The organism is Phytohabitans maris, assembly GCF_031085175.1.
Classification (GTDB): Bacteria; Actinomycetota; Actinomycetes; order Mycobacteriales; family Micromonosporaceae; genus Phytohabitans; species Phytohabitans maris.
The window spans coordinates 1-25,603 of record NZ_JAVHUY010000056.1 but is presented as its reverse complement, the minus strand read 5'-3'; the positions used below and the strand labels follow the sequence as shown (position 1 = coordinate 25,603).

At 74.3% G+C, this 25,603-nt stretch carries 21 protein-coding genes and 4 pseudogenes; 9 read left to right on the top strand and 16 right to left on the bottom strand.

The features are described 5' to 3' along the window. Positions 1-2: 2 nt before the first annotated feature. The 4 genes from RB614_RS38595 to RB614_RS38580 form a co-directional block, all read right to left on the bottom strand. A complete protein-coding gene (locus RB614_RS38595) occupies positions 3-755 on the bottom strand; it encodes a sigma 54 modulation/S30EA ribosomal C-terminal domain-containing protein (protein ID WP_308717669.1) in 753 nt (250 codons plus the stop codon). A gap of 191 nt (positions 756-946) precedes the next feature. Next, positions 947-1,813 (bottom strand): universal stress protein, encoded by an 867-nt coding sequence (locus RB614_RS38590; protein ID WP_308717668.1) that lies wholly within the window; start codon positions 1,811-1,813, stop codon positions 947-949. A 110-nt stretch (positions 1,814-1,923) separates the two neighbouring features. Continuing rightward, positions 1,924-2,934 carry an Acg family FMN-binding oxidoreductase gene (locus tag RB614_RS38585; protein WP_308717667.1) on the bottom strand — a complete coding sequence of 337 codons (1,011 nt, stop codon included), beginning with the start codon at positions 2,932-2,934 and terminating at the stop codon, positions 1,924-1,926. A 51-nt stretch (positions 2,935-2,985) separates the two neighbouring features. Continuing rightward, positions 2,986-3,351, bottom strand: coding sequence for a spore germination protein GerW family protein (locus RB614_RS38580; RefSeq protein ID WP_308717666.1), 366 nt, complete (start codon positions 3,349-3,351; stop codon positions 2,986-2,988). Between the two features lie 171 nt (positions 3,352-3,522). On the opposite strand from RB614_RS38580, the gene RB614_RS38575 reads away from it, so the two are divergent. Together RB614_RS38575 and RB614_RS38570 are read left to right on the top strand one after the other, a co-directional pair. Continuing rightward, positions 3,523-3,957, top strand: a complete 435-nt coding sequence (locus tag RB614_RS38575; protein WP_308717665.1) for a CBS domain-containing protein — start codon at positions 3,523-3,525, stop codon at positions 3,955-3,957. A gap of 196 nt (positions 3,958-4,153) precedes the next feature. Further along, positions 4,154-4,537, top strand: a complete 384-nt coding sequence (locus RB614_RS38570) for a hypothetical protein (protein ID WP_308717664.1) — start codon at positions 4,154-4,156, stop codon at positions 4,535-4,537. Here the strand turns inward: RB614_RS38570 and RB614_RS38565 are convergent. From RB614_RS38565 to RB614_RS38545, 5 genes and pseudogenes are all read right to left on the bottom strand, one after another. Beyond that, positions 4,485-5,687: an MFS transporter gene (locus tag RB614_RS38565; RefSeq protein ID WP_308717663.1), complete on the bottom strand. Its 1,203-nt coding sequence runs from the start codon at positions 5,685-5,687 to the stop codon at positions 4,485-4,487. The two genes, RB614_RS38570 and RB614_RS38565, sit on opposite strands and share 53 nt — an antisense overlap. 107 nt (positions 5,688-5,794) lie before the next feature. After that, positions 5,795-6,532 (bottom strand): annotated as a pseudogene (gene narI / locus RB614_RS38560) (respiratory nitrate reductase subunit gamma); the annotation flags it as partial. Continuing rightward, positions 6,529-7,131 carry a nitrate reductase molybdenum cofactor assembly chaperone gene (gene narJ / locus RB614_RS38555; RefSeq protein ID WP_308717661.1) on the bottom strand — a complete coding sequence of 201 codons (603 nt, stop codon included), beginning with the start codon at positions 7,129-7,131 and terminating at the stop codon, positions 6,529-6,531. The pseudogene narI and the gene narJ, both read right to left, overlap by 4 nt. Continuing rightward, positions 7,128-8,774 (bottom strand): nitrate reductase subunit beta, encoded by a 1,647-nt coding sequence (gene narH / locus RB614_RS38550; RefSeq protein WP_308717660.1) that lies wholly within the window; start codon positions 8,772-8,774, stop codon positions 7,128-7,130. Before narH ends, narJ begins: the two co-directional genes overlap by 4 nt. After that, positions 8,774-12,427, bottom strand: a pseudogene (locus RB614_RS38545) (nitrate reductase subunit alpha). Before RB614_RS38545 ends, narH begins: the two are co-directional and overlap by 1 nt. Before the next feature lie 285 nt (positions 12,428-12,712). On the opposite strand from RB614_RS38545, the gene RB614_RS38540 reads away from it, so the two are divergent. From RB614_RS38540 to RB614_RS38520, 5 genes are all read left to right on the top strand, one after another. After that, positions 12,713-13,213 carry a pyridoxamine 5'-phosphate oxidase family protein gene (locus RB614_RS38540; RefSeq protein WP_308717659.1) on the top strand — a complete coding sequence of 167 codons (501 nt, stop codon included), beginning with the start codon at positions 12,713-12,715 and terminating at the stop codon, positions 13,211-13,213. Between the two features lie 65 nt (positions 13,214-13,278). Then, positions 13,279-13,440 (top strand): hypothetical protein, encoded by a 162-nt coding sequence (locus RB614_RS38535; RefSeq protein ID WP_308717658.1) that lies wholly within the window; start codon positions 13,279-13,281, stop codon positions 13,438-13,440. A 261-nt stretch (positions 13,441-13,701) separates the two neighbouring features. Then, entirely contained in the window at positions 13,702-14,574 is an 873-nt protein-coding gene (locus RB614_RS38530) for a universal stress protein (protein ID WP_308717657.1), read from the top strand. Positions 14,575-14,884: 310 nt separating this feature from the next. After that, complete coding sequence (locus RB614_RS38525) at positions 14,885-15,217, top strand: CorA family divalent cation transporter (protein WP_308717656.1); 333 nt, start codon at positions 14,885-14,887, stop codon at positions 15,215-15,217. A 131-nt stretch (positions 15,218-15,348) separates the two neighbouring features. Further along, positions 15,349-16,389 (top strand): zinc-dependent alcohol dehydrogenase family protein, encoded by a 1,041-nt coding sequence (locus tag RB614_RS38520; protein ID WP_308717655.1) that lies wholly within the window; start codon positions 15,349-15,351, stop codon positions 16,387-16,389. An 865-nt stretch (positions 16,390-17,254) separates the two neighbouring features. Here the strand turns inward: RB614_RS38520 and RB614_RS38515 are convergent. Then, positions 17,255-18,577: a universal stress protein gene (locus tag RB614_RS38515; RefSeq protein ID WP_308717654.1), complete on the bottom strand. Its 1,323-nt coding sequence runs from the start codon at positions 18,575-18,577 to the stop codon at positions 17,255-17,257. A gap of 164 nt (positions 18,578-18,741) precedes the next feature. On the opposite strand from RB614_RS38515, the gene RB614_RS38510 reads away from it, so the two are divergent. Next, complete coding sequence (locus tag RB614_RS38510) at positions 18,742-19,017, top strand: SHOCT domain-containing protein (RefSeq protein ID WP_308717653.1); 276 nt, start codon at positions 18,742-18,744, stop codon at positions 19,015-19,017. 222 nt (positions 19,018-19,239) lie between these two features. On the opposite strand, the gene RB614_RS38505 is transcribed toward RB614_RS38510, so the two are convergent. From RB614_RS38505 to RB614_RS38490, 4 genes are all read right to left on the bottom strand, one after another. Next, positions 19,240-20,598, bottom strand: coding sequence for a wax ester/triacylglycerol synthase domain-containing protein (locus tag RB614_RS38505; protein WP_308717652.1), 1,359 nt, complete (start codon positions 20,596-20,598; stop codon positions 19,240-19,242). Continuing rightward, positions 20,595-21,581, bottom strand: coding sequence for an Acg family FMN-binding oxidoreductase (locus tag RB614_RS38500; protein WP_308717651.1), 987 nt, complete (start codon positions 21,579-21,581; stop codon positions 20,595-20,597). The genes RB614_RS38505 and RB614_RS38500 overlap by 4 nt, the downstream gene beginning before the upstream one ends. 3 nt (positions 21,582-21,584) lie before the next feature. Then, the gene (locus RB614_RS38495; protein WP_308717650.1) at positions 21,585-21,854 is read right to left on the bottom strand and encodes a DUF1876 domain-containing protein; all 270 of its coding nucleotides are present in this window, start codon (positions 21,852-21,854) and stop codon (positions 21,585-21,587) included. A 64-nt stretch (positions 21,855-21,918) separates the two neighbouring features. Further along, entirely contained in the window at positions 21,919-22,791 is an 873-nt protein-coding gene (locus tag RB614_RS38490) for a universal stress protein (RefSeq protein WP_308717649.1), read from the bottom strand. Positions 22,792-23,131: 340 nt separating this feature from the next. Between RB614_RS38490 and RB614_RS38485 the strand changes: the two genes are divergently transcribed. After that, positions 23,132-23,638: a universal stress protein gene (locus RB614_RS38485; protein ID WP_308717648.1), complete on the top strand. Its 507-nt coding sequence runs from the start codon at positions 23,132-23,134 to the stop codon at positions 23,636-23,638. 212 nt (positions 23,639-23,850) lie between these two features. Here RB614_RS38485 and RB614_RS44520 read toward each other — a convergent pair. Both RB614_RS44520 and RB614_RS44515 read right to left on the bottom strand, forming a co-directional pair. After that, positions 23,851-24,387, bottom strand: a pseudogene (locus RB614_RS44520) (transposase); the annotation flags it as partial. Positions 24,388-24,531: 144 nt separating this feature from the next. Continuing rightward, positions 24,532-25,527, bottom strand: a pseudogene (locus tag RB614_RS44515) (transposase); the annotation flags it as partial. Positions 25,528-25,603 lie beyond the last annotated feature (76 nt).

Genomic DNA, 25,603 nt, shown 5'->3' with positions numbered 1-25,603 from the left:
TTCTATAGGCGGTTTCCCGCGGCGGGTGCGATAAGGCCGAGGTCGCCGTCGTACCGCCGGTAGAGCAGGTTTCCGCGCCCGGTGGCCCCGTCGGTGAAGAAGACGAACGGCAGCCAGCCCTCCGCGAGACGCGCCGCGGCCCGTGTCACGGTGAGGCTGGGCACCTTGCGCGGGTTGACCGTCAGCGGCAGCGTCACCGGCAGCGACGGCGGGTGCATGCTGCGCTGCCGGCACAGGCACAGCCCGGTCGGACCGGCCCGGTAGACGATCGCGTCCTCCCCGGTCTCGGCGTCGGTGTACATCATGACGTCGTAATCCATCGCATTCATGAACGACGCGGCCTGGCAGGGCATCCCGACGTGCAGCCGGTAGGCCTTCGACCGGACGACCGTGCCCGGCCCGGGAAAGCCTAGCGTGCGCCGCTCCGGGTCCGGCCACGGCCAGGGCTGCCACGCGGTGGTGAGCCGGCCGATCTGCCGGTCGAGCCGGGTGGCGGCCGCGGCGATCGCCGACCGGACCGAATGCCCGGGGATCTGGATCCGGGCCGGTGCGCCGGCCACCCGGAGGTTGACCTGGACCAGGGCCGGCTCGGCGCCGGAGAGCCGCACGCGCACGGCGGAGAGGTCGAGCCCGTACCCCGACACGACCGCGCCGACCGCCTGCGCGGCGCGGTCCAGATCGCCCGGCGCCACCCGCCCGCGCACCCGCACGTCGACGCCGGCGGCTGGCCCCGGCACAGTCCTGGCTTTCAGCATGGTCTCCCTCGGTACACGCGTCCGGTCAAAGACTGGTGCGGGGCAGGCCGGCGGCATAGGGGCGAAGGTCCCGAACCGGACGGGACCCCTGGGCCCGCACGGCTCACACGGTGATCAAAGCTCCCTTCACGTCGTTGGAACGACATGAGGGGAGCTTCGATCACCGGCGCGGGTCCGGCGCGGGACGCCGGCTAGGCGGGAAGCTGCCGGATTACCACGACGGGGGAGTGCGCGTGGTGCAGCAGCTGCTGGCTCACCGAGCCCAGCAGCAGGCCGCGGAAGCCACCCCGCCCCCGGGAGCCGACCACCACGAGCTGGGCGCCCTGGCTCGCCCCGATCAGCGCCTCGGCGGGCGGACCCGCGACGACGTGGACGGTCGCCGGCACCTCGGGGTACTTGTCCTGCCAGCCGGCGGCCACCTCCTGCAGCCCGGCCCGCTCCCGCGCGACCTCCTGGTCGAGGTCGAACTCGACCGGCTGCCACCGCGGCGGTGGCGGGGTCCAGGCCTGGACCAGCCGGAGCTCCACGCCGCGCCGGGCCGCCTCGGCGAACCCGAACTCCACGGCGAGCTGCGCGCAGTCCGAGCCGTCGAACCCGACGACGACCGGCCCGCCGACCGGTGCCTGCCCACCCCGGACGACGACGACCGGGCAGTGCGCGTGCGCCGACACCGCGACGCTGGTCGACCCGACCAGCAGGCCGGCGAAGCCGCCGTGCCCGCGACGGCCGAGGACCACCAGGCGGGCCTGGCGTGACATCTCGACGAGTACCGCGACGGAGCCACCGGTCGCGACCGTGCCGGAGACCGACACGCCCGGGTACGACTCGCGGGCGCGGGCCAGGGCGGTGGCGATGAACTTCTCCGCCGCCTCCCGCACGCTGTCGTCGGGCCAGACGGCCGGGGCCAGGCCGATGGGTCCGGCGACCGCCCGCCACTCGACGGCGTACACCAGCGTGACGGCGGTCCCGGTGCGGGCGCCCTCGTCCAGCGCCCACTCGAGGGCGGACTCGGCGTCCGGGGAGGCGTCGTAGCCGACAACGATGGAATGCAGGGTCATGGTCGCTCCAAAGCTCTCCGACGTCGGTGCTCTTCACCGTGCCGACACCCCGCGACGCGGCGGCAGGGCCGGCCAGACTCAGTGCGGGGGACCTTCGGCCCGGTCCCGGTTCAGGGCTGCGCGGCGCCGTCCCCGATCTCGATCGTGCTGGCCGGCGGCTGCCGGGGGCTCGCCGGCGGCCGGCGCTGCTGCATGTCCAGGCCGAAGCGGAGCACGAGCTGCGGGTACCCGTGCCGGTCCAGCAGCCCGGTCAGGAGCGCGCGGGCGCCGGGCACCTCGACGACGTCGCTCATCGCCGAGCCGGCCAGGCCCCGGGACGTGGCGGCGAGCCACACGGCGCTGACCGCCTCGCCGGCCCGCAGCCAGTCGAGCGGCCGGTCGCCGTCGGTCGCGACGATGAGGTACTGCGCGTACCGGTCGTCGCCGTACCCGGGCTCCAGCAGCGACTCGCCGTCCAGCGTGAAGTCGCGCAGCGGTACCCGCCGCTCGGTCGGCGACACCACGGTCTCCGGCGGTACGCCCTCGCCGCTGGCGTGCCCGCGCCGGGTCCACGCGTGCAGGTCCGACGAGTACGCCTCGTCCCGGCCCTGGATGCTCGCCGCGCCCTCCCCGGCGGTGACCAGGAAGGCGATCTGCTCGGGGCCGACCCGGTGCAGCCACGCGCCCTCGCCGGTGGCGGCCGCCTCCAGCGCGGCGAGCGTCTCGTCCGGCACCGGCTCGGTCGCCGGAAACGGGCGCCGGTCCGAGCGCCGCCGCCCGATGCTCCGCTCGTCGTCGCGGTCCTCCGGCCGTACCTCGTGCGGCCCGGCCACCCGCATCCGGGCGAGCAGGTCCGGGTCGCCGGGATCGGGACATCTGGTCACGGCCGGTTCGCGCCCCGCCGCGGCGAGCGCCACCCGGGCGTGGTGCAGCGCGGCGCCGCAGCTCACCGTCAGCAGCCGCCCCTCCGGGTCGATCGAGTCGACCCGCCGCGAGCGGACCGCGTACAGGTCGAGCTCGTCGCCGCGCAGCCGCCACCGCCAGGGTTGGGTGTTCAGGATCGACGGGGCCCGCCCCGCCGCCATGGCGGCCGCCCTGAGCCGTGTGGCCTCGTCCGCTGCCGCACCGAAGCCGCCAGCCATAGCGCCAACGTACCCGCGACGCCCGCCGGCAGCGGCGAAACGCCGGAAACGTCAGGACCGGTGCCGTGCCTTGACGATCGCGCGGATGGTCAGCAGCGCGACGACGGCGACGACCTGTCCGCCGAGGATGATCCGGCTGACGTCGACCGCCGGCCGCCACTTGACCGTGCCGTCCTTGATGACGAACGCCCCCACCGGGCGCGACGACAGCCCGAACCCGGCGCCGGTGCCGTTGCCCTCCCGGCCGTCCGCGCCCGGCCCGCTTCCGCCGCCGCCACCCCCGCCGCCGGAGACCCGGGCGACCGGGACGACGGTGATGCCGTCCTGGACGATCGGCTCCCCGACCACCGCGCCCGCGGTCATGCCGCCGCGCACCCTCTCCAGCAGCTCCAGCGTTCTCGTGGTCGTGTCGGTCATGCTCTCCACCTCCTGGAGTTGGACCAGCGCCTCCCATCCTGACCCGCGGCCTCCGGGGCCGGCGGGGCCGGACGGCCCGGACACCCGGGTATTCGGGCTCTGCCCCGTATCCTGCCGCCCCGCGCACGCTCACGGTGGGTCAATCCGATCCCTCCCCGGGGGTGAGCCACCATGAAGGCCGTCTACGTCGCACCGCCACCCATCCGTCCCACCCGGAGGCTGACCGCGCGGCTCGCCGCGGACGTGATGAGCGATCCGGTGGACACGATCCCGGCGGACGCGCCGCTCGACGACGCGCTCCGCGCGATGGTCCGGCTGCACCACCGCCACCTCGTCGCCGTCGACCGCGACGGCCGGTGCGCCGGCGTCCTCTCCGACCGCGCGATCGCCGCCGAGTGGGCCCGCGACCCGGCCTCGCTCCCGGTGCGCCGGGTGGCCTCGACGCTGGCGACGCGACCGGCCGTGGTCGGGCCGCTCGCCACCATCCTGGACGTCGCCCGCTTCATGCGCGCGACCGGCACCGACGCGGTCGCCGTCGCCGACACCGACGGCTACCCGCTGGGCATCGTCACCGGCACCGACCTGGTCGCGCTCCTCGCCGCCTGAAGATCTTCAGCGTCAGGGTGATCGAAGCTCCCGTCAAGTCGTTAGAACGACTTCGGGGGAGCTTCGATCACCGGCGCAGGCTGAGCACCCGGCGCTGCGGCGGCGTAGATGCGCAGGGCCCGTCGTGGTCGGGCTTGCGGCCCTGCCCGAACCCGCGCGGCGGGCAGCAGGATGCGGCTGAGCGAGGGGGGTTGGCATGACCGTGGACCTGGACCGCTCCGTCCTGGTCGTGGACGACCCCGCGCCCGCCGACCCGGCCGCCAGCTGGGGGTACTGGACGGCCCGCACCGGGCTGCTCGACGTGGCGGCGGCCCGCTCCTACGACCGGGTCCGGGTGCACGCGGGCGGCGCCGGCGGCGTGGTGCCGCTGGGCCGGTACCGGTACCAGGTCGTGCGCCGCCCGGACCCGGAGCGCCTGGTGCGGTCGATCGCCGGGGGCTGCCCCGGGTACGCGTTCCGGCGCGGCCGGGTGGAGAGCGTCCGCACCCGGGGCGACCACGCGGAGGTCCCGGCGGTCCTGTGTGGACTCAACCGGCCGTGGCGGTCCCGGAGCAGGGTCGGGCCAGCCCGGCCATCTTGACGGCGGTGTAGACGGCGGCGGCGAGCGCCACGTCCGACAGCAGCATCAGGCCGATCGCGTAGGAGTCCTCGATCCCGTACACCCAGCCCATGACCAGGGGCGGGACGAAGCCGCCGAGGCCGCCGGCGGCGCCGACGACACCGGTGACCGCGCCCACCTTGTCGCCCGGGGCGACCTTCCCGACGAGGGCGAAGACCGCGCCGCTCGCGGCGCCCAGGAACGCCGCCATCCCCAGGAACGCGGCGGTGCCCACCGGTACCAGGGGTGGCTGGAACGCCTGTACCACCGCGAGCCCGGCGACGCCGCCGAAGCAGGCCACCAGCACCGGCACCGGATGCAGCCGGTCGGAGAGCCAGCCACCGGCGGGCCGGGCGGCCACGGCCAGCACGACGAAGCCGGCCGTGCGCAGCGCCGCGTCGTTCGTGGACAGGTCGTACGCGGTGCGCAGGTACGCGGGCAGGTAGACGCTGAACGCGACGAACCCGCCGAAGCCGACCGCGTAGAGGAAGCAGAGCTGCCAGGTGACGCCGAGCCGGGCCACCGCGGCGGTGCGGCGCAGCGCCGAGCCGCCGGCCCGCTGCCCGGGCGCGTCCCGCACCAGCGCCGCCGCCACCGCCGCGTACGCCACGAGCGCGGCGGCGACGATGAAGAACGGCGTCTTCTCGCCGTACGCGTCGCCGAGGCGCACGGTGGTGAAGTTGGAGATCGCGGTGCCGCCCATGCCGACGCCGAAGACGCCGAGGGCGAAGCCGCGCCGCGCCGGCGGGTACCAGCCGGAGACCAGCGGCACCCCGACCGCGAAGGAGGTCCCGCCGATGCCGAGGAAGAAGCCGGCCACGACGAGCGCGGCGTAGGAGTCCTGGACGTACGCGAGCACCAGCACCGGTACGACGGTGGCGAGGCTGACCGCGGGAAACATCAGCCGGGCGCCGAACCGGTCGGTGAGCGCGCCGACCGGGATGCGCCCCAGCGAGCCGACCACGACCGGCACCGCGACGAGGAACGACTGGGCGGCGAAGCTCAGCCCCAGCCGGTCCTTGAGCCCGGGGCCGAGCGGGCTGACCAGCGCCCACGCCCAGAAGCAGACCAGGAAGCCGACGGTGGCCAGGACCAGGTTGAGCGTGGCGCGCCCCGGCTTCGCGGTGCTCACCGGAGCCTCTCCCAGCCGGGGGGGGGGGCGGGGCGGGGCCCCCCGCGCCGGGGGGGGGGGGCGGGGCCGCCGCGGGGCGGGGGGGGGGGGGCGCCTTGCGGGGCCGCGCCCCGGGTGGGGGGTCCCCCCGGAACCCGCCCCCCCCCGCCCCCCCCCCCGCGCCGCCCCCCGCGGGGGCCGCCGCCGCGGTACACCACGTACGGGCGGGTGAGGTAGCCGACCGGCGCGCTGAACGCGTGCACGAGGCGGGTGAACGGCCAGAACGCGAACAGCGCGAACGCGGCCAGCACGTGGACCTGGAAGGTGGTCGGCACCGCGGCCATGACCTCGGGGTCGGGGCGGAGGTAGAACAGCGACCGGAACCAGGGCGAGACGGTCTCCCGGTAGTCGTAGCCGTCGCCGGCGACGTTGGCGCGGAGCGTGGCCCAGAGCCCGAGGAGGATGACCGTGGCGAGGACCGCGTACATGGCCTTGTCGTTGCGGGTGGTGGCGGCGAAGACCGGGCCGGTCAGCCGGCGGCGCAGGATGAGGATGGCCATGCCGATCAGCGTGCAGAGCCCGGCCACCGTGCCGATGAAGACCGCCATGAGGTGGTAGGCGTGCTCGCTGATCCCGGCCGCCTCGGTCCACGACTTCGGCACCAGCAGGCCGCCGACGTGTCCGACGAGGACCATCAACACTCCGAAGTGGAACAGCGGGCTGCCCCAGCGCAGTACCGCGCTCTCGTACAGCTGGGAAGAGCGGGTGGTCCAGCCGAACTTGTCGTAGCGGCGCCGCCAGACCAGCCCGCCGGCGAAGACCGCGAGGGACAGGTACGGCACGATGACCCAGAGCAGGGTGTTCACGGGCGCCCTCCGGTGGGGGTGTACGGCTGGAGGCCGACCCGCTCGACCGGCGGGCCGCCGCGGGCCAGTCCCGCCGCGGCGGCGAGGTCGGCGGGCGTGGGCGGGGGGAGCAGCAGGCGTACCGCCCGCACCGCGTGGGCGTAGACGGACCGGTCCCGCTCCAGCGCCGACACCAGCAGGTCCAGGCCGACGCGGTGCCCGCCGAGCAGGTCCCAGCCGCTGCCGTGCGCGGCGGCGAGGTCGAGCACGGCGGGCAGGTAGTCGGGCAGCTCGCCACCGGTCACGGCCAGCCCGGCGGCGCGGTACGCCGCGGCGAAGCCGGCGAGGGCCGGCCCGCGGGCGCGGGTGTCGCCGTGGGTGTAGTACGTCAGGTGCAGCGCGCACCGGCGGCGGAAGTCGAACGTCTCCACGTACTCGGCGGCGAGCCGGATCGGGTCGGCGGCGGCGCGGTGGGCGGCGACCGCGGCGAGGGGGGTGGCGAGCCGCCCGGGCAGCTCGTCGAGGGCGGCCACCACCGCCGGCAGCGCCGCGAGCACCTCCGGGTCCGGGTAGCGCAGCAGCAGCGAGGCCGCCTTCGCGGCCACGGCCCGCTCGTTCACGGCCGCTCCTCCTCGTCGCGCCGCGGCGGAAACAGCCCTTCCGGCCGGCCCTTGCCGTCCCAGTTGAGCAGGTTGACCCGGGCCGGCGAGTCCGCGGTCTGCCGGGAGCGCAGCGCGTGGAAGTTCTCCACCGCGACCGGCTCGTACCGGCCGGACGACTCGCCGAACGGCCCGGTGCCGCCCATGCCCGGCCCGCCCTCGTAGTCGAGGCTGCACCCGGTGGCGAGCTCCTCCAGCCCGGCGGCGGCCTCGGCGTGCGCGGCGGGGATCACGTACCGCTCGTCGTACTTGGCGATCGCGAGGAGCCGGTACATGTCCTGGATCCGCTGCCCGGTCATCCCCACGCCGGTGGCGATCGACTCGTCCGGCGGCTCGCCGAGGTTGACCCGCCGCTGGTACGCGCGCATCGCCGCGAGCCGGCGCAGCACCGCGGTCACCGGCGCGGTGTCGCCCGCGGTGAAGAGCTCGGCCAGGTACTCCACCGGGATGCGCAGCGCGTCGACGGCGCCGAAGAGGTTGCCGGCGTCCTCCGCGTCGTGGCCGGTGTCGCGCAGCACGTCCACGACCGGGGAGAGCGGCGGGATGTACCAGACCATCGGCATCGTGCGGTACTCGGGGTGCAGCGGCAGGGCGACCTCGTACCGCATGATCAGGTCCCAGACCGGCGAGCGGCGGGCGGCGTCGATCCAGTCCTCGGGGATGCCGGAGCGCCGCGCCGCCTCGGCCACCCGCGGGTCGTGCGGGTCGAGGAAGACCGAGCGCTGCGCGGCGTACAGGTCGGTCTCGTCCGCCACGGCGGCGGCCCGGGCCACGGCGTCCGCGTCGTAGAGCATCAGGCCGATGTACCGCAGCCGGCCGACGCAGGTCTCGGAGCAGACGGTCGGGATGCCGATCTCCACCCGGGGAAAGCAGAAGGTGCACTTCTCGGCCTTGCCGGTGCGGTGGTTGAAGTAGATCTTCTTGTACGGGCAGCCGGTCACGCACATCCGCCAGCCCCGGCAGTCGTCCTGGTCGACCAGGACGATCCCGTCCTCGGTGCGCTTGTAGATCGCGCCGGAGGGGCAGGACGCCGCGCAGGACGGGTTGAGGCAGTGCTCGCAGATGCGGGGCAGGAAGAACATGAACGCCTTGGCGTACTCCTGCCGCACCTGCTCGGAGACCCGGGCCAGGATGGGGTCGCCGCCGGCCGTCTCGTTGCCGCCGGCCAGGGAGTCGTCCCAGTTGGCCGACCAGGTGATCCGGGTCTGCTTGCCGGTGATCAGCGACGTGGGGCGGGCGACCGGGGTCTGGTCGCCGGCCGGCGCGGTCAGCAGGTGCTCGTACTCGTAGGTCCAGGGCTCGTAGTAGTCCTGGATGGACGGCAGCTTCGGGTTGGCGAAGATGGAGAGCAGCCGCTTGACCCGGCCGCCGGAGCGGGGCTTGAGCCGGCCCCGCCTGGTGCGCACCCAGCCGCCCTGCCACCGCTTCTGGTCCTGGTAGGTCCGCGGGTATCCCTGCCCGGGGCGGGTCTCCACGTTGTTGAACCAGACGTACTCGACGCCGGAGCGGTTGGTCCACGCCTGCTTGCAGGTGACCGAGCAGGTGTGGCAGCCGATGCACTTGTCGAGGTTCATCACCATCGCCATCTGGGCCATGACGCGCATCAGTACTCCACCTCCTGGCTCCGCCGGCGGATCACGGTGACCTCGTCGCGCTGGTTGCCGGTCGGCCCCAGGTAGTTGAACGCGAACGACAGCTGCGCGTACCCGCCGACGAGGTGGGTGGGCTTGACCAGCAGCCGGGTGAGCGAGTTGTGGATGCCGCCGCGCCGGCCGGACGCCTCCGCCTTCGGCACGTCGACCACCCGCTCCTGGGCGTGGTACATGTAGACGGTCCCCTCGGGCATCTTGTGCGACACCACCGCGCGCGCCACGACCACGCCGTTGCGGTTGACCGCCTCGACCCACTCGTTGTCGCGCACCCTGATGCGGGCGGCGTCCGCCTCGCTGATCCAGATCGTCGGCCCGCCCCGCGACAGCGTCAGCATGATCAGGTTGTCCTGGTACTCGGAGTGGATGGACCACTTCGAGTGCGGCGTCAGGTATCGCAGGGTGATCTCCAGCTCGCCGGTGGCGCCCAGCCTCGGCTCGCCGAAGAGCGCGTGCATGTCCAGCGGCGGGCGGAAGACCGGCAGCGCCTCGCCGGCCTCGTGGATCCAGTCGTGGTCGAGGAAGAAGTGCTGCCGGCCGGTCAGCGTGTGCCAGGGCTTGAGCCGTTCGGTGTTGATGGTGAACGGGGAGTAGCGGCGGCCGCCGGTCTCGCTGCCCGACCACTCCGGGCTGGTGATGACCGGGACCGGGCGGGACTGCGTGTCGGCGAACGTGATCCGCTTGCCCTCGTGCTCGGCGGCGAGGTCGGCGAGGGCGGTGCCGGTACGCCGTTCCAGGAAGTGGAAGCCGGCGGTGGCGACCCGGCCGTTGGTCGTGCCGGAGAGGGCCAGGATCGCCTCGGCGGCCCGGACGTCGGTGTCCAGGCGGGGCCGGCCGTCGACCACCCCGTTGGTGCGGGCGAGCGTCTGGATCTCGGGGTTGACGTCGACGGTGACGCCCTTGGTGGTGGTGCCCAGCCGGTCCAGCAGCGGACCGAGGGCGGCCATCTTGTCGGCGACCGCGCCGTAGTCCCGTTCCACCACGACGAACTTCGGCATCGTGCCGCCGTCCGCCCAGTCCCGGACCACCCCGCCGGGCGTCGCGAGCGCGTCCGGCGTGTCGTGCAGCAGCGGCACGACGACCAGGTCCTTGCGTACGCCCAGGTGGGTGGCGGCGAGGTCGGAGAAGGCGCGGGCCAGGGCGTGGAACGCGGCGAAGTCGGTGCGGGTCTGCCACGGCGGGGCGATCGCCGGCGTGAACGCGTGCACGAACGGGTGCATGTCCGTGCTGGACAGGTCGTGCTTCTCATACCAGGTCGCGGCCGGCAGCACCACGTCGGAGAAGAGGGTGGTGGAGGTCATCCGGAAGTCCAGCGACAGCAGCAGGTCGAGCTTTCCCTCCGGCGCCGCGTCACGCCAGACCACATCGGACGGTCGCTGCTCCGGGGCGGCCTCGGCGGCGCGCAGGGAGGCGTCGGTGCCGAGCAGGTGACGCAGGAAGTACTCGTTGCCCTTGGCCGACGAGCCGAGCAGGTTGGCCCGCCAGACGGTGAGGACCCGCGGCCAGTTCTCCGGCGCGTCCGGATCCTGGCCGGCGAAGCCGAGCCGGCCGCCCCGTAGCGCCTCGTCCACATAGGACGCCGGGTCGTCGGGGCGCTCGGCCAGGGCCTCGTCGGCCACGTCGAGCGGGTTGCGGTCGAACGTCGGCATGCTCGGCATCCAGCCGAGCCGTGCGGACTGGGCGAGCAGGTCCGCGGTGTGCCGCCCGGCGAACCGCCCGTCCCCGGTGGGGCTGGCCAGCACGCCGGCGTCGTACGTGTCGTAGCGCCACTGGTCGGTGTGCAGGTACCAGTAGGCGGTGCCGATCATCTGCCGGGGTGGGCGCGACCAGTCCAGCCCGAACGCGAGCTGCGCCCAGCCGGTGACCGGCCGGCACTTCTCCTGCCCGACGTAGTGCGCCCAGCCGCCGCCGTTGACGCCCTGGCAGCCGGTCAGCGTGGTCAGCGCGAGCATCGCCCGGTAGATGGTGTCGGAGTGGAACCAGTGGTTGGTGCCCGCGCCCATGATGATCATCGAACGGCCGCCCGACCGGTCGGCGTTGTCGGCGAACTCCCGGGCGATCCGGGCGCACGCGGCGGCCGGTACCCCGGTGATCGGCTCCTGCCACGCCGGCGTGTACGGCTCGTCACCGTCCTGATAGGACGACGGCCACCGCCCGGGCAGCCCGGCGCGGGCCACGCCGTACTGCGCGAGCATCAGGTCGTGGACGGTGGTGACGGTGTGGCCCGCGACCCGCCGCGTGGGCACGCCGCGGCGCAGCACCCCGGCCGGCGTGGTGTCGAACCGGGGGAGCTCGACCTCGACCGCCTCGCCGTCCGCACCCTCCACACACGACAGTGTCGGGCGGAGGTCGCCGAGGTCGAGGTTCCACCGCCCCACTCCGGCCTCGGCGTACCGGTGGCCGAGCGAGCCGTTCGGCACGGCCGCGGCGTTCGTCGCCCCGTCCCACACGACCGGCCGGAAGGCCGCCTCCCGGTCCGTCTCGCCCAGGTCCGCCGCGGTCAGGAACTTCCCCGGCCGCAGCGCGCCGTCCGCGCCCGGGACCAGGGTGACCAGGTACGGCAGGTCGGTGTAGCGGGTCACGTAGTCGACGAACCGCGGCGTGACCCGGTCGACGAAGAACTCCTTGAGGATGACGTGCCCCATCGCCATGGCGAGGGCACCGTCGGTACCCGGCGCGGCGGGCAGCCACTCGTCGGCGAACTTCACGCTGTCGGCGTAGTCCGGGCTGACCACGACGACCTTCTGCCCGCGGTAGCGGGCCTCGGCCATCCAGTGGGCGTCCGGCGTCCGGGTCACCGGCACGTTCGAGCCTCAGAGCATCAGGTACGCCGCGTCCCACCAGTCGCCGGACTCGGGCACGTCGGTCTGGTCGCCGAACACCTGCGGCGAGGCGACCGGCAGGTCGGCGTACCAGTCGTAGAACGACAGCATCGCCCCGCCGATCAGCGAGACGAACCGGGCGCCGGCCGCGTGCGACACCATCGACATCGCCGGGATCGGGGAGAAGCCGGCCACCCGGTCCGGGCCGTACTCCTTGATGGCGTGCACGTGGGCGGCGGCGACCATCTCGAGTGCCTCGTCCCAGGCCACCCGCACCAGGCCGCCCTTGCCCCGGGCCCGCTGGTAGGCGCGGCGGCGCTCCGGGTCGCCCTGGATGTCGGCCCACGCCGCGACCGGGTCGCCGAGCCGCGCCTTCGCCTCCCGGTACATCTGGACCAGCACGCCGCGCGCGTACGGGTAGCGCACCCGGGTCGGGGAGTACGTGTACCACGAGAAAGCCGCACCCCGCGGGCAGCCGCGCGGCTCGTACTCCGGGCGGTCCGGGCCGACCGAGGGGTAGTCGGTCTGCTGCGCCTCCCACGTGATGATGCCGTCCTTGACGTACACCTTCCACGAGCAGGAACCGGTGCAGTTGACGCCGTGCGTCGAGCGCACCACCTTGTCGTACGACCAGCGGTCGCGGTAGAAGGTGTCCGCATCGCGCCCGCCGATCTGGTACAGCGCCCGCCCGTCCGGCGACACCTCGGCCCGACGCACGAGGCCGCCGAGAGCGAGCAGCGCGCGCCCAGCCCCGCCGGTCGCGGTCGGCCGCTCGTCGACCGCCATCGCACCTCCCCGAAATGTACTCTTGATCCCGATCTTCGCCGAGGCATCGTCAGGACGCAACCGGAACGAAACACGCCAGGAACATGGTGTGCGGCAGCGGGCCGCAGCCGAAGGGCCAAAGGTCCCGACCAGATCGGGCCGCGGCCCCCTGGCGCGCCCGCGGGACGCCGTGCGACGGCCCGCGCCGCCGTCCGGGACGTTCGGCCCCCGCGCCGGGGTCGACCGCTCCTGACCGGTCAAGGTCGCGAAGGCGCACCGTCGAGAGCGAGAGCAGGGAGGTACCCCGTGTCGACAGTCGCCGAACGCCACGGCGCCCGCGAGCTGGTCTGGGACACGCTCGCCAAGGCCTCGTTCGCGGTCCTGAGCTACACCACCCCCAGGGGCGAGCCACGCTCGAGCGGCGTGGTCTACCGCCTGGTCGACCGCAAGATGTACGCGGCCGTCGCCGAGGACAGCTGGAAGGCCCGCCACATCGCCGTGAACGGGGACGTCGCGGTCACCGTGCCGGTGCGCCGCGGCGGCCTCATGGCGCTGCTCCTGCCGATCCCGCCGGCGACGATCAGCTTCGCCGCGACCGCGATCGTGCACCCGGCCGGCGCGCTGCCGCCCGGCCCGCTGGCCGGCGAGCTTGGCCCGTTGCTGCCGCCGGAGCGCCGGACCAGCGCCTGCCTCGTCGAGATCGTGCCACGCGGCCACTTCGTCACGTACGGCGTCGGCGTGCCGCTGGCGCGGATGCGGGTACCGGCCCTGGCCCGCGCGCGGGTCCCGGTCGCCGGAAGGGAGTGACCGCCGTTGACGCGGCGCTCCCTATGCCGACCGGCGTACGAGTCCACAGTGGAGGAGGTTGCGGCATGTCCAGTCGCGAGGCGCTCAGCCTGGCGTGGCACTACCAGGAGGTCGCCCGGCGCAACCCCCACGAGTCCCACTTCTGGACGGCCCGCTCCCTTTACTACGGACGCACCGCGACCCGTTCCGCCCGCGCCGACCAGCGCGCCGCCGGCCCGGCCGTCTGACGCCTTTCCGCCGCGGGCGGAAAAGGGCTGGCCGCGACCAGCCGCGGCGGGTGCGGCCGCGGGAGCAACGGTCTGGACCACGGCGGACGTCGCGGTAGCCCGGATTCTCGCCTTTCGACCCGGTTTCCGGGGGTAACTTGAGCGCGGGTCGGGCGGAGCGGATCGGTGTTGGGTGCCTTCGGTCCCGGCGGGGCGGGGCCGACCGGCCCTGCTTGATCAACGCGACGTCGCGCACGCTGGGGGTGTGAGGGGGTGGACGTCATGACAGCTCCGGTGGTCGTCGGTGTCGACGGCTCGGCGGCGAGTACCGCCGCGGTGGCTCTGGCGGTCCGGACCGCGGTGGAGCGGGATCGGCCGTTGCGGGTGGTGCACGGGTTCGTCTGGCCGCTGCTGCGCGTGCCGCTCGGCCCGTCGCCCTACGGCCCGCCGGAGGGCGGGCTGCGCAACGACGCGGAGCAGATCGTCCGCGACGCCCTGGCCTGCGCCGAGGGGTGCGACCCGAGGGTGCGGGCCTCCGGCGAGGTGGTCACCGGCGGCGTCGCGGCCGTCCTGGTCGGCGAGTCGCGGCACGCCTACGCGCTGGTGCTCGGGGCCCGCGGCCTCGGCGGGTTCACCGGTCTGCTGGTCGGCTCGGTGGGCGTGCAGGTCGCCGCCCACGCGGCCTGCCCGGTGCTGGTCGCCCGCGGCGCGCCCCGGGAGAACGGGCCGGTCGTCGTCGGCGTGGACGGCTCGCCCAACTCGAACCGGGCGGTCGCGTTCGCGGCGCAGGAGGCCGTGCTGCGCAAGACCGACCTGCGCGCCGTGCACGTCTGGAGCGGGCCCAGCTCGACCGGGCCCGGCGACATGCTGCCGCTGGTGTACGACCCCGAGCAGGTCGCCGAGGAGGAGTCCCGGCTGCTGTTCGAGGCGACCGCGGGCCTCACCGAGCGCTACCCGGACCTGCTGGTCGGGCACCGGGTCGTGCACGGCCGCGCGGCCCGGGCGATGGTCGCGCAGTCGCAGGGCGCCCAGCTGGTCGTCGTCGGCGCGCGCGGCCGGGGCGGGTTCGCCGGGCTGCTGCTCGGCTCGGTCAGCCAGGCCCTGCTGCACCACGCGGATTGCCCGGTCGCGGTGGTCCGGCCCGCGACGGCGTGACGCCCGATGCTGGACAGCAGGATCCGCCCCGGCGCGTCCCCGCCCCGGCCGCCCCGCAGTCCTTCGTGGACGCGGCGATCTACCGGGACGGGCGCCGGGTGGCCAGCGGCCCCGACCTGACCGGCGCGTACCGGCGGTGGCGCGAGCTGCCCGGCGCGATGGCCTGGATCGGCCTCTACCAGCCGCCGGAGGCGCAGCTGCTGGCGATCGCCGAGGAGTTCGGGTTCGGCGAGATCCACCTGCTCGCGCACGGTCCCGAGGCCGTCCTCTACGCGATCCTGGACCGCGTCGTCGACGGGTACGCCCGGTCGTGGCCGGCCTGCGGAACGACATCGACGAGATCGAGACCCAGGTCTTCCTCGGCGACCCGGGCGTGTCCCGCCGCATCTACCAGCTCTCCCGCGAGGTCATCGAGTTCCAGCGGGCCGCGCGCCCGCTGCTGGACCTGCGCGACGTGGCGGACCACGCGACGGCGGTGGCCGCGATCCTCTTCGCACCCAACCTCATCGGCACCGTGTACGGGATGAACTTCCGGCACATGCCGGAGCTGGAGTGGGCCGCCGGCTACCCGATGTCGCTCGGCCTCATGGCGGTCGTTTGCGGCGCCCTCTACGTGGCATTCAAACGTCGCGGCTGGCTGTAGCCCTTCGTTTTGCCTTCGGGCGGTCTGGAGGCGGCGGGTCGGGACTTTGGTCCCGCCGCCGGGGTACGGGCCGGCCCTGCACCGCGTTCCCGGACCGGCGCAGCTTGAGGGAAGACGATTGGAGGGCACTCATGAAAGCACTCGTCTACGGTGGGCCCGGGCAGAGGTCCTGGACCGAGGTCCCCGACCCCACCATCAGCGATCCCCGCGACGCCATCATCGAGGTCGACACCGTGACGATCTGCGGCACGGACCTGCACATCCTGGCCGGCGACGTACCGGCGGTCGAGCCCGGCCGCATCCTCGGGCACGAGGCGGTCGGCACCGTCGTCGACACCGGCACCGGCGTCACCGGCCTCAACCGTGGCGACCGCGTCCTGGCCTCCTGCGTCTCCGCGTGCGGGGTGTGCCGCTACTGCCGCGCCGGCAGCTACGGGCAGTGCCTGGGCGGCGGCGGCTGGATCCTCGGCCACCGGGTCGACGGCGTGCAGGCGCGGTACGCCCGGCTGCCGTTCGCCGACCTGTCCACCTACCGGCTCCCGGCGAACGTCACCGACGAGGCCGCCGTCATGCTCGCCGACATCCTCCCCACGTCGTACGAGGTGGGCGTCCTCAACGGCAAGGTGCGCCCCGGCGACACGGTCGTGGTGGTCGGGGTCGGCCCGATCGGCCTGGCCGCGATCCTGACCGCCAAGCTGTACTCACCGTCGCACGTCATCGCCGTCGACAAGGCGGCGAGCCGGCTGCAGGCGGCCAAGCAGTTCGGGGCGGACGTCGCGGTCAACGCCGACGAGGACCCCCGCGAGGTGGTCCAGGCGATCACCGGCGGGCTCGGCGCGGACGTCGTCATCGAGGCGGTCGGCTCGCCGGCGTCGTTCGAGGCCTGCACGACGCTCGTGCGCCCCGGCGGCCACGTGGCGAACGTCGGCGTGCACGGCAAGCCGGCCCTGCTCCACCTCGAGGAGCTCTGGATCAAGAACATCACGATCACGACCGGCCTGGTCGACACGTACTCGACGCCGACCCTGCTCACCATGCTCGCCGCCGGCCAGCTCGACGTCGGCCACATGATCACGCACCGGTTCGCGCTGGACGACTTCATGGCCGCGTACGACGTCTTCGCCAAGCCGGCGGAGACGGGCGCGCTCAAGGTCGTCCTGTCGCACGGCTGATCGATCCTGGTCCGCTCCCGGGACGCGGCGGCCGCGCGGCCGCCGCGTCTCTGCGCTCGCGCATCGGCTGCCTGGGTCCGCGCGGGTTTCCCGCGCTGTCGCCGGACCCGAGGCGTGTTGTGCGCGGAGCTCTCGAGCTGCACGCACAAACGGGGCACGTCGACAACCCGGCGGACCGGGTCGAAGCGGGGTGACCGCGACCAAGCGCGGAGGGCGAGGCCGCGGGAGCGACGATCCGGACCCAATGCCACTCACCCGAATTCGATCAAGGCCGTGAGCGTGGGCACGCTCAGGAACCCCAGCCCGTTGAACCGGCCCGGGTGGGCCGTGCCGGACACCACCGGGTGGCCGTCGAGATCGTGGTACACAACCGCCCCTGCGCGGGCGGATCCGTACCACGATCTGCTGGGATGGTTCGCTGTGAGCGGTGAACTCGGGGTCGGGGTCGGTGTGCCCCTCGGGGGGTTGGTTGGCTCGTGCGGATCGTGGTAGTTGGCTGTAGCTGGAGGTACAGCCAGGTACCACGATCCCCGGCTTGGGCTGATCTCGCGGTGCCGACCATGGGGGAGGGCGGTCGGCTCGGGTGTGACCGGTGATCGTTGGCCCGCAATCGGCGTTAGGCGGCGCGGAGCGGTCCCGCTTCTGAGGGCGGGCCGCGTCGGGATCGGCGCCTGCGTGTCTGGAGCTGCCGATCGAGGAGGCGTCCGTCCCGGTCGTCCGTGGTGCACAGTCGCCTGACCTTGATCGAATTCACGTGATAGGCATTGTGTCGGACCATGGGCCCTGCGCTTTGCGCCGTGGCGCGCCCTCTGCGCTTTCGCGGGCGGTGGGCGCCCTCTGCGCCCTCAGCGCTTCGCGTCCGGCTTCAAGCCGTCGCGGGGATGACCGCGACGGGGCACGCCGCCCGGGTGACCAGCGCCGACAGGGCCGGCCCGGCCAGCCCGCCGACCACCACGAGCCGCGCGGAACGGGACGCGGCGGCCAGCACGATCGCCGCGTCCAGGCCGTGCCGGACCGCCAGCCGGACGGGAACGTCCGGGTACTTGGCGGACCAGGTCTCCAGCAGGTCGAGGAACGCCCCCTCCGCCGCGCTCAGCCCGTCCGCGCTCCGCCCGTCCGGGCCCGGGAAGCTCGTGCTCCGCCCGTCCGGGCGCGGGCCGCTCGTGCTCCAGTGGCTCGGGCTCTGGCCGCCCGGGCTCCGCCCACTCGGGCTCTCGCCGCCCGGGCTCCGGTCGCCCGGGACCTGGCTGCTCGCGCTCAGGCCGCTCGGGCTCTGGTCGTCCGCCGACGGCCAGAGGTGAATCGCGGTCAGCGAGGCGTGCCGCAGGTCCGCCTCCGCGAAGCCGAACCGCAGCGCCGCCCCCGAACCGGGCGTCCCGTCGACCCCGACGACCACGTCACCCGCGCCGCCGGTCGCGCTCAGACCCGTGCCACTCAAGCCGGCGACCGGCCCGCTCGCGCCGACGGTCCCGGCGACCGGCCTGCTCGCGCCGACGGTCCCGGCGACCGGCCTGCTCGCGCCGATGGTCCCGGCGACCGGCCTGCTCGCGCCGATGGTCCCGGCGACCGGCCTGCTCGCGCCGATGGTCCCGGCGACCGGCCTGCTCGCGCCGATGGTCCCGGCGACCGGCCTGCTCGCGCCGATGGTGCCGGCGACCGGCCCGCTCGCGCCGATGGTGCCGGCGACCGGCCCGCTCGCGCCGATGGTGCCGATGACCGGCCCGCTCGCGCCGATGGTGCCGGCGGCCGGCCCGCTTGCGCCTGCGGTGGCCGGGTGGCCCGCGCCGTGGGCGCTCGCGGGGCTCTCGGGGCAGACGAGGACCGGCACGGTGGCGAGCCCGAGCAGGGTCGCGGCGACCGAGCCGGTGGTGTGTGGCGCGCCCCGCCGGCCGCGGCGGTAGGCGTCGTGCCCGAGCACGAGGAGGCTCGCGCCGGCCGAGCGGGACGCGAGCGCGGTCGCCGGGTCGCCGCCGAGCCGTTCGGCGTGGACGGTGAGGTCGGGACGCGTGGCCCGTACCCGCGCGACCGCGTCCGGCAGGGCGCCCGACCGGTCGCCGGCGGTGACGTGTACGAGGGTGAGCGGGGCCGAGCGCAGGGCCGCCTCGGCGGCGGCCAGGTCCAGCGCGGCGGTGGCGCCGGCCGATCCGTCGATGCCGGCGACGATCTCACGTACGGGCTCGCGTGGCATCGGGCACCTCCCGCCCTTCTCCTTCAAGGGTGCTCCGCTGGGGCGCCCGGGGGACAGGGCCAACGGCCCGCCGGACACGCGCCATGCGGCCCTGTGCCGCGCGTACCGGCCGGCGCAGTCTGACAGTGCGCCGGCGTCCCGGAACCCAGGGGAGCGTGACAGCGATGTACTGGTTCGACCACGGCATGAGCGGCTGGGGATACGCCGCCATGGCCCTCAACATGGTGCTTTTCTGGGGCGTCCTGATCGGCAGTGGCGTCCTGCTTTACCGGTGGCTGCGTCGCGACGAGCCGGCCGGCGAGAGCCAGCCGCGGCTGGCCACGTTCACGGCCCGGCGGGTGCTCGCCGAGCGGTACGCCCGCGGCGAGATCGACGACGAGGAGTACCGCCGGCGCCTGGCGACCCTGGAAAGCACCCGGGGCAAGGGCGACGGTGTGTGATCGCGGCAGGTCTGCGAACGGCCGCGGTGGATGGCGCGCCCGGCCGCCGGGATGGGCACCAGCGGTACCAGAAGTACGTTATGGCGGCCCCATAAGGTATCTGGAGTACCGCTGGTGCCCATCCCCGCCGCGGGGCGGCGGTGCCCCCAGCCCGGAAAGCTCTCCCGGTGCCGTGGCCACAAAGGCCCGGGTGACCAGCGGCCGGAGGCGCCGGCTGGGACACTAGGCGGCGGCCGCCGACCCGGGTGACCCGGCGTTCAGGACGGCCCATTCGCGCCGAATGCCGGCCACCAGGACCGGTAGGTCGGGGAAGCGGTCGGCGTCGGCCTGGACGGTGATGACCAGCCGGCCGGCGTAGGACAGGGCCAGGAACGAGACGCCGAGGTTGCCGGCGAGGTTGCCGATCGGCACCACGTCCAGCACCGGCGCGCCCAACGCCTGGACCGGCGCGGGTGGGCCGGCGATGTTGCTCTCCACGAAGTGGACCATGTGCTGGTGGCGGCTGAGGTATCCGGCCAGGCCGAGCCGGGCCAGCCACACCAGCAGCGCGTTGCCGGCGGTCGGCGGCTGCCCGCGCTTGGCCCGCGCGGACTCGGCCGCGACCAGCGTCAGCCGTACGCGCGGGTCGGCCTCCCCGGCGGGCAGCCGGACGACGACGCCGCCGGCGCGGTTGCCGCCCTCGGCCTCCTGGCCGGGCGTGCGCAGGGACATGGCGACGGTCGTGTGCAGCGACAGCCCCTTGACCGGCTCGCCCCGGGCGTGCAGCAGCGACCGTACGCCGCCCGTCGCGAGGCTCAGCACGACGTCGTTGACCTTGCCGCCGTGGCGGTGCGCGACCCGCTTCGCCTCGGCCAGGTCGATCCGCAGCACGGCCAGGCGGCGGCGCGGGCCGACCGGGGCGTTCAGGGAGAGCCGGGCGGCGTGCCGCAGCGCGGCGAAGGTACGCAGGCCGTCCCGCCGCGCCGGGCTCGGGCGGCGGGGGCGCCGGCGCAGCGCGGCGAGGCAGCCGCGGGCCCGGTCCGCCACCAGCTCGCCCCAGGTCGGCGCGGGTGCCGGCAGCCACTGCCGGTCGGCTCCGGGACCGTCCGCCGGGACCGCGCCGACGGTCGACAGGACCAGCTGGATCGCCGCGAGCCCGTCGGCGAGGACGTGGTGCAGCTTGACGACGACCGCGACCTGGCCGCCGGCCAGGCCGGTCACGACCCAGATCCGCCACAGCGGGTACCGGCGGTCCAGCACCCCGCGCATCAGCCGGGCGGCCAGCCGCAGCAGGGCCGCCTCGTCGCCCGGCGGCGGTGCCAGCGCCCGCAGCACGTGCCGGTCGAGGTCGAACGCCGGGTCGTCCACCCAGACCGGCCGTCCGGCGAGCGGGCCGGCGGGGCGGATGACCTGGCGCAGTGGGGGCGCGGCGACCAGCCGGCTCTCGACCGCCCGGCGGATCGCGGAGAGCGTGCGGGGGCCGCCGGCGTCCGGCAGCGCGTCGCCGTCCAGCAGCAGTACGGCGCCGATCGCCATCGGGGTCGAGGGCGTCTCGACCGCCAAGTTGATCATGTCGACCGCGCTCAGCCGGGTGGGGCTCATCGCTGTCCCGCCGGTACCGGGGCGGCGCCGCGGTCGAGGACGTCGAACAGGGCGCGGCGCGGGGTGCCGAGGGCCGGGTCGGCGTACCCGATGCGGAGCACCATCTGGGCGTACCCCTGGCCGCTGACCAGCCGGCGCAGCTCGGCGAGTTCGAGGGCCTGGTTGACCGGGGAGGCGGCCAGCCGGCGCGTGGTGGCGGTGAGCAGTACCCGCTGCAGCGCCTGCCCGGCCCGGATCCAGTCGTACGGGGTGTCGTCGTGGGTGGACAGCCGGATGAGCGTGGGGCGCCGTTCGAACGCGGCCACCTCGGGCGAGGGCCCGAAGTGCCGCAGCGGCAGCCGCCCGCCCACGTCCCGGGGCGGGTACGCGTACGCCGGTACGCCGTCGCGCCGGTCCGGCCCGCCGCCGGTCCACGCGTCCAGTTCGGCGTGGTAGTAGTCGCTCCGGCCGAAGATCTCGTTCGCGGTGGCGGTGAGCGAGAGGATCGCGTCGCGGACGATCGGGTCGGCGACGGTGAGCCGGGCGCCCTCCACGGCGGCCGCCCCGATCAGGTCGTCCAGCACCGGCCAGGGCACGGCTGCGGCGGCGAACGGGTGCCGGTTGGTGTGCCGCCGTGCGATCGCGGCCGCCAGCACCGCCGCCGTGGGGCTCGGCGCGGTCGTCGGGCCGGCCTGGATCCGGGCCGCGAGCTCGCGGCGGCCGGGCTCGGGGAGCAGCCGCAGCACCGGTATCCGGCCGTGGGCGAGCAGCGCGAGCCGCAGGTTGAAGATCGCGGCACCCACGCTGATGTACATCTGCCGCCCGGTCGGGTCCAGGATGGACAGTTGCCGCTCCCGGTCCGCCCACACCTCGATCTCCCGCCCGCGCAGGCGGAAGAACCAGGGCTGGGTGTTGTGGATGGACGGTGCCGCGACGGCGGCGAGCAGGCACTCGTCCACTGTGTCCACGGAGAGCCGCGGTATGCGCCGCACTCGGCCGGCCATCGCTCAGCGCTCCAGGCTCACGTGGTCGTGGGTGGCCTCTTCCAGGTCGCCGGCGGCGGTGGCCAGCAGGCGGTGGCCCAGGTCCGAGAGGGCGCGGGCGGCCGCGATCTCGTCGCCGATCTCGGGGATGTCCGGCTCCTGCGGGCGCAGCCGCGCCTGGCCGGTGCCGACCAGGTCGTCCCGGATCTCGTCGTAGAGCTGCGCCTCGGCGTAGGTGCGGTTGTCCACCTCGCCGATCAGGATCTCCACGTTCCAGCGCTTCATCGCGGTCATGTCGGACCTCCTCGGACCTCTCGGCCGGTCTGCGGCGGGCCTGCCGCCCGGACCACGGCGCGGCTCAGCCGGCCAGCGCGGGCAGCTCCCGGACCACCGCCACGGGGCAGTGGGCGTGGTGCAGCAGCTGCTGGCTGACCGAGCCGAGCAGCAGGCCGCGGAACCCGCCACGACCGCGGGAGCCGACGACCACCAGCTGGGCGCCGCGGGTCGCGTCGACCAGGACCCGCCCGGTCGGGCCGGCCAGCACGTCGACCGCCACGTCGACCGCCGGGTACTTGACGCGCCAGCTCGCCAGCAGCTCGTCGAGCTCGACCCGCTCGGCCGTGGCCTGCTCCTCCAGGTCGTACTCCGGCGGGCGCCAGCGGGGCGCGGGCGGCTGCCAGGCGCGGAGCACCCGCAGGCCGGTGTCGCGCGCCGCGGCCTGCTCGAACGCGTACTCCAGCGCGAGCAGGGCGCAGTCGGAGCCGTCCACGGCGGCGATCACGGGACCGCCGCCGGGCTCCTCGCCGCGCACCACGACCACGGGGCAGTGCGCGTGCGCCGAGACGGCGACCGTGGTGGAGCCGAGCAGGAGCTCGGCGAAGCCGTCGTGGCCCCGGCTGCCGAGCACCATCAGGCGCGCCTCGCGCGAGCGTTCCTGCAGGATGATCGCGGCGGAGCCGCCGACGACCTCGCCGGTCACGGCCACCCGCGGATGGGTCTGGAACGCCTGGGTCACCGCCGCGTCGACCATCTTCTGCGCGTCGTCGCGGGCGCCGTGGTCCGGCCAGTTGCGCGGCCCGGGCGCGATCGGTCCGGCGACCGCCAGCCACTCGAACACGAACATGACCGTGACCGGCGCACCCGTGCGCGAGCCTTCGTCCAGCGCCCAGCGGAGGGCGGCGTGCGCGCCCGCGGAGCCGTCGTACCCGACGATGATGGGATAGGTGGTCATGGCGCCCTCCAGCTGACTCTCTACTGTGGAACGTAACCCCGCGCGGGCGTCCGCTGTAGGGCCGATGGTCAGCGCCCCGGGTGACCTTCGGCGACCCGGCCGGACCGTCGTCCTGCGGTCCCGGGCCCTCCGCCTCTGTGTCCCCGTCCGGCCGCCGCCTTAGCGTCCACTCGAGGCCCGCCGCGGCCCGCCGGAGAACCGGGCCCGCCGTGGCCCGCCCAGGAACCGGACCCGCCACGGCCCGCCGAACAACTGGGCCCGCCGCGGCCCGCCGAAGATCAAGGCCCGCCGGAGAGGCGGCCCGCCGAGGAACCGGAAGACAGCCCTGGAGGGGGATGCCATGCGACGCGAGAACGCGGGACGGGTCATCGCCGGAGTGGACGGCTCGTTCGCCGGCCTGCGGGCGTTGCGCCTCGCGGTCGCCGAGGCCCGCCGGCGCGGGGTCGCGCTGCACGCCGTACGGGTGTGGAGCTGCGACTCCTCCTGGCAGGGCGGCGCAACCGGCTGCGCCGGCGAGATCGACCAGCAGGCACGGGCCGAGGCGGTGGCCGTGTTCGGCGCGGCGATGGGCGCCCTCCCCGAGGACGTGCCGGTGGTCATCACCCCGGTCACCGGGCGGCCGTGGCGGGCCCTGGTCGACTACGCCTACCGCGACAACGACACGCTCTTCGTCGGTACGTCCCAGCGGCGCTGGTGGCGGCGGCTGTTCCGGCCGTCGACCGCCCGGTACTGCGCCGCGCACGCCTCCTGCCCGGTGGTCGTGGTGCCGGCCGACTCCTTCGCCCGGAACGCCGGCGGGCGCCGCCAGGCCCGGGCCCTGGTCCGTGACCTCTCCATGCTGAGCTGAGCGCCGCACCCCCCGCCGGTGATCGAAGCTCCCGCCAAGTCGCTAGGAAGGCGCTGAATATCGGCGTTCTTGAGGTTGGCGGTGGGGTGGGTGCCTGGGTTTGGCTGCCGGTGGGTTGGTTGGGTCGGGGGGGGGTGGTGGTGCGGGTGTGGGCGCTGCGGGGGTCGCTTGGTGGGCTCTGTGGTGGTGTCTTCGGGCCCGGTGGTGGCTGGTCAGCTGGTGGCGAGGGTCCATCCGTTGGTCCAGTGCAGGCCGCGGTTGATCAGGTTGCGGAGGTTGAGTGCGGCGGTGCGTTGTTTGAGCCAGGTGTGGTTGGCGTGGATGCCGTGGTAGCGCAGTTTGAGTCGGCGTCGGCCGCGGCTGGCTACTTGGGCGATGACGCGTTCGATGTTGGGTCGGTGTCGGCGGTAGCGGTCGCGGAGGGTGGGGTCGGTTCGCCAGTCGGCTCGGGCTTGGCGTAGTAGGGCGTCGTGTTCGTTGAGTACGATCTTGCGGCCGGTCTTGGATTTGGTGCACCGGGTCTGTAGTGGGCAGGTGCGGCACCGTGTGCCGAAGTCGGCGGTGCGGGTGGCCGGGCTGATCGGTCGGGTGTGTGCGGCTGGGCAGGTGACGGTCTGCTGGTCGGTGTTGACGGTGAAGTCGTCGATGGTGAAGCCGCCCCGGATCGGGGATTGCGATGGTTTGGGTTTGATGATCGCGGTGTGTCCGGCCTGGTCGAGGGCGTTGCGTAGGTCGCCGGTGCCGTAGGCGCAGTCGCCGTACCATTCCTGAGCGGTCTGGTCTGGGCGGCCGGTGGGCTGCTCGGGCCCGGTGTCGTCGTCGCCGACGCCGGCTGTGGTGTTGGGTTCGCTGTCGCTGTCGCTGTTGGGTTCGCTGTTGGTGTTGGTGGGGCCGTTGGCGAGGAATTGTTGCGCGACGGCGGCGTCGGCGTTGTCAGGTCCGCAGGCTTTGGTGAGTTGTTCGTCGGTGATGATGCCGGTGTCCGGCTCGGCGGCGATGTGGGCGCGGTAGCCGTCCCGGCGGGCCTGCGGCGACTTGCGGGTGTGTCGGGCCTGTGGGTCAACGGTGGAGATGACCCGGTCTTCGGCGACCTTGCGGGCGATCCGCCACCGCCCGTCAGTGCCATCGGAGCCGTCGGCCGGTTCCACGTCCTGCCCGGCCACCAACGCCAACAGCGCGACCGCCTGCTGCGCGGGCTCGTCGAGCTTCGCCTCGGCCAGCGCCGCGACCAGGTTGTTGGCGTCGTTGACCAGCGTCGAAACCAGGGCCTGTTTGGCATCCGGGTCGTCCCAGTCGATGTCCGGCTTTCCCGGCCGGCTGTAGTCGTGCCCGCCACACACGGCCGCGATCTGCTCCGCAGCGCCGGGCACCACCCGGGCCACCCGGCGGATCTGGGCGATCAGTTGGGTGATGGTGTCCTGGGTGGCGACCGCGTCGTCCAGGATCGTGGAATCGACCGCCCGCCGCCGCCGTCCGCGCAGAATCCCGGTCGCCTCGACCACCTGCCGGACCGCGTCGTTGACCCGGTACGGGCGATCCGAGTTCGCCAACCGGCGCCGCCAGTACGTCAACGTCGACGGGTGGAACCCCTTGTCGTCCAACGCCAGCCCGCAGGCGACCTTCCACCGCAGGTCACACCGGGCCGCCTCGGCAGCCTCCGCGTCGGAGTAGTCCAACAACGTCTGCAACGTCAAAATCGACGCCGCCACCGACCCCGGGATCGACCGCCGCCCCTTGGCCGATGGGAACAGATCCGCGAACAACTCGTCCGGGAACACCCGACCCCGACAGTCCGCCAGAAACGCGTACATGCTCCCGGCCGGAACCAGATGACCGACCAGAGCGGCCGCGTCCAACAGCCGCCGGTCAGCACGCTCTACACCCTGCACCCAAACATCTTCACATATCAATACAGACCAGGACGGAAGACATGCCCACCATTATTCAGTGGACTCCTAGCGACTT

Bases quoted from the DNA above. Each gene is read 5' to 3' on its own strand.
- RB614_RS38595 (WP_308717669.1), bottom strand. From the start codon at position 755: ATGCTGAAAGCCAGGACTGTGCCGGGGCCAGCCGCCGGCGTCGACGTG.
- RB614_RS38590 (WP_308717668.1), bottom strand. From the start codon at position 1,813: ATGACCCTGCATTCCATCGTTGTCGGCTACGACGCCTCCCCGGACGCC.
- RB614_RS38585 (WP_308717667.1), bottom strand. From the start codon at position 2,934: ATGGCTGGCGGCTTCGGTGCGGCAGCGGACGAGGCCACACGGCTCAGG.
- RB614_RS38580 (WP_308717666.1), bottom strand. From the start codon at position 3,351: ATGACCGACACGACCACGAGAACGCTGGAGCTGCTGGAGAGGGTGCGC.
- RB614_RS38575 (WP_308717665.1), top strand. From the start codon at position 3,523: ATGAAGGCCGTCTACGTCGCACCGCCACCCATCCGTCCCACCCGGAGG.
- RB614_RS38570 (WP_308717664.1), top strand. From the start codon at position 4,154: ATGACCGTGGACCTGGACCGCTCCGTCCTGGTCGTGGACGACCCCGCG.
- narH (WP_308717660.1), bottom strand. From the start codon at position 8,774: ATGCGCGTCATGGCCCAGATGGCGATGGTGATGAACCTCGACAAGTGC.
- RB614_RS38535 (WP_308717658.1), top strand. From the start codon at position 13,279: ATGTCCAGTCGCGAGGCGCTCAGCCTGGCGTGGCACTACCAGGAGGTC.
- RB614_RS38530 (WP_308717657.1), top strand. From the start codon at position 13,702: ATGACAGCTCCGGTGGTCGTCGGTGTCGACGGCTCGGCGGCGAGTACC.
- RB614_RS38520 (WP_308717655.1), top strand. From the start codon at position 15,349: ATGAAAGCACTCGTCTACGGTGGGCCCGGGCAGAGGTCCTGGACCGAG.
- RB614_RS38515 (WP_308717654.1), bottom strand. From the start codon at position 18,577: ATGCCACGCGAGCCCGTACGTGAGATCGTCGCCGGCATCGACGGATCG.
- RB614_RS38510 (WP_308717653.1), top strand. From the start codon at position 18,742: ATGTACTGGTTCGACCACGGCATGAGCGGCTGGGGATACGCCGCCATG.
- RB614_RS38505 (WP_308717652.1), bottom strand. From the start codon at position 20,598: ATGAGCCCCACCCGGCTGAGCGCGGTCGACATGATCAACTTGGCGGTC.
- RB614_RS38500 (WP_308717651.1), bottom strand. From the start codon at position 21,581: ATGGCCGGCCGAGTGCGGCGCATACCGCGGCTCTCCGTGGACACAGTG.
- RB614_RS38495 (WP_308717650.1), bottom strand. From the start codon at position 21,854: ATGACCGCGATGAAGCGCTGGAACGTGGAGATCCTGATCGGCGAGGTG.
- RB614_RS38490 (WP_308717649.1), bottom strand. From the start codon at position 22,791: ATGACCACCTATCCCATCATCGTCGGGTACGACGGCTCCGCGGGCGCG.
- RB614_RS38485 (WP_308717648.1), top strand. From the start codon at position 23,132: ATGCGACGCGAGAACGCGGGACGGGTCATCGCCGGAGTGGACGGCTCG.